The organism is Paraconexibacter sp., from assembly GCF_041602235.1.
GTDB lineage: Bacteria > Actinomycetota > Thermoleophilia > Solirubrobacterales > Solirubrobacteraceae > Paraconexibacter.
Genome location: NZ_JBFIGP010000404.1, coordinates 1 through 2,569, shown reverse-complemented (window position 1 = coordinate 2,569; position 2,569 = coordinate 1). Strand labels below are relative to the sequence as shown.

General features: G+C 72.0%; 2 protein-coding genes and 1 pseudogene. All 3 read right to left on the bottom strand.

Annotated elements, in window-relative coordinates; genetic code table 11:
- On the bottom strand, nt 1–681 hold a 681-nt coding region (locus tag ABYE80_RS19625; protein WP_372791995.1), incomplete at its 3' end, for an MlaD family protein.
- The gene (locus tag ABYE80_RS19620; RefSeq protein WP_372791994.1) at nt 678–1,886 is read right to left on the bottom strand and encodes an MlaD family protein; all 1,209 of its coding nucleotides are present in this window, start codon (nt 1,884–1,886) and stop codon (nt 678–680) included. The genes ABYE80_RS19625 and ABYE80_RS19620, both read right to left, overlap by 4 nt.
- A gap of 83 nt (nt 1,887–1,969) precedes the next feature.
- Nucleotides 1,970–2,569: pseudogene (locus ABYE80_RS19615) on the bottom strand (hypothetical protein); the annotation flags it as partial.

Here is a 2,569-nt window from a genome sequence, read left to right as displayed (position 1 = left end):
CGCGGCGACCCATCGCGACGTCCGCTGGATCAACCGGGGGAGGTCGTCGCCGGGCCGCTGGCCGCGGAGCGGCGGCAGGCCCTTCGCGATCGGCTTCGCCGACGCCGCGAGGGCGTCGAACGCGTTGCCGGCGGCGTCGCCACGGAACCCGCCGTCGGTCGCCGCGATGATCCGCTGCATGCCCTTCCGGCCGTCGCCGTCGAGCGGCTGCAGGACCTCGTCGAGCTCGACCTGCGTCGTCGTGTTGGTCACCGGGATCCGGCCGGCCAGCGGCGGCGCGCTCTCGGAGCCGGGATCCAGCTCCACGTAGAGGTTGCGGCCGAGCAGGGTGCGCCAGTAGATGCCGGCGCGCGCGTCCTGGTGGACCGGGACGTCGGTCTTGTCGAGCTTCAGCTCGACGAGCGCGCCGCGCTCGCCATCGGCCTGCTCGATCTCGCCGACCGAACCGACGGTCACGCCCGCGACGCGGACGGGGTTGCCGGACTTCAGGGACTGCGCCGAGGCGAAGTGCGCCCAAACGCGGTCGCTGTTGTCGGGCCAGAACGGGATGCCCCGGTTGACGCCGATCGCGACGAGCAAGATCAGCGCAGCGAGCGCGATGGCACCGTTGCGGACGTGCCGCGGACGGGCGCGGCCCGGCCGGTTCTGGAAGCGGTGGCGTCGAGCGGTCTGCTGGCTCATGGCTGGCTCAGGTGCTCCCAGCCACCCTGGCAGGGCGCGGGGTAGGGGTTGCTGAAGATCTCGTCGCGCCGGACCGGATCGGTGCCCAGGGATTCACGGGACCCGATCGTCACGGTGGCCCGGAGGTAGTTGAGGCCCTCGTCTCCGAGCGCGTCGTGCTCGGCCCAGTGACCGAGGAAGCTGCGCAGGTCACAGGAGTGCGGTGCCACTTCCTTGCTGATCGACAGGCCCGGCACCAGCCCGCGGGCCAGCAGCGGCAGCTGCGCGTCGACCCGTCGCGCGAGCGACACCGTGGGCGACGTCGCCTGGCGGGCCAGCGTGAGGGTCTTCGGAACGCGCATCAGCGCGGGCCGCGCCTCGGCGAAGAACTTCGCGGTGTCGTTGAACGCCTCCGGTGCCGGACGCAGCGCCACGTCCAGCCGCCGTGAGAGGCGGTCGACGCTGCGCAGCAGCGGATCCGTCGCGGCGAGGTTGGTCCGCGCCTGCGAGAGCGTCTGCGGCGACTGCTCGAGGGTCGAGCGCCAGTCGTCCGCCTCGGTGCGGAAGGGTGCAAGTGCGCGCGCAGCCGGATCGAACGTCGCGGTCAGCTCGTCCTTCGCGGGGTCGAGCGCTCCCAGGGCGCTCGCCGCACCCTGGACGAACCGGGTGGCCGAGCCGGGACGCGCGTTGACCGCCTGGGCGACCGACGTGAGGTTCTCCAGGTAGCCGGGACCCTGCCCCAGCAGCTGGTTGACGTCGTCGCCGCGACCTGCGACGCCCTTGCCCAGCTCGCGGAGGAGCGTCTGCGTCCGCCCGCGGGTCGGCGCGTCGAAGGTCGCCAGCACGTCGTCGAGCTGCACGGTGTTGGTCGAGCGTGACTCGGGGATGCGCCCGTTGTCCGCCAGCATCTCGCCCTTGAGGCCGGGGACGATCTCCACGTAGACGACCCCGAGCAGGCCACGCGGCCGCACGCGCAGGGTGAGGTCGGAGCGCAGCGGTCCGGTCCCGCCGTCGAGCTGCAGCCGGGCGACGACCTTGCGGTTCTCGATGCGCGAGTCGAGCACCTGGCCGATGCGGACCCCACCCATCTTGACGTCGGTGTGGTCGACGAGGCCGTCGGCACGCTCGAACGTCGCCGTGAGGTTGTAGTAGTCGCGCAGCGGGAGCTTCGTCGGGGCGAAGTAGCCGGTGAGGGCCATCGCGGCCCCGGCGAGGATGCCGGCCACGCCGACCCCCCGAATCAGGAGGGCGGGCGTTCCGCGACCGACGGGGCGGCCTCGCCGCCGGGGGGATGGGCGTCGTGAGGGCATCATGATCCGAACAGGTAGTCCACGAGGGCATCGACGTTGGACGACGGCGCGGCGCCGTCCTTCTTGGACGCGCCGAGGAGGCCGCCCAGCTTCGCGCTCGGCGGCTTGGCCTGCTCCTTCTCGGCCGCGCTCTTGGGGCAGGCGCTCTTGTCGCCGCCGGGCAGCTTCGCGCCACCGAGAAGCCCGCCGACCACGCCGTCGACCACGTCGGTCACGTCGTCGACTGCGGTGCACACGAGGTCCTTCACCGTCGGGATCACGTCGGCGGGTTTCTTCACCGGCGGGAGCTTGGGCTTGGCCGGTGCCTGCGACGTCGGGGAGGCGGCCGGAGCGGACTTGGCCGGCTTCTTCTTGGCGTTCGCCTGACCCTCGCTCAGCATCCGGTCGAGGATCTGACGAACCGTGTCCTCGGTGATCGTGATCTGCGCGCCGAAGAGGTGACCGAGGCCGTCGGCGCGCTGCGTCACTCTGGCCCAGGTCTGCAGGAAGTAGAGCGCGTCGTCCATTAGACCCTTGTCGAGGTCCTGGACGAGCGGGTCGACCGCGGTCAACGTCTCGGTCAGCTGAGCGGCGACGGGCCGCAAGCGCTTGACGGTCGG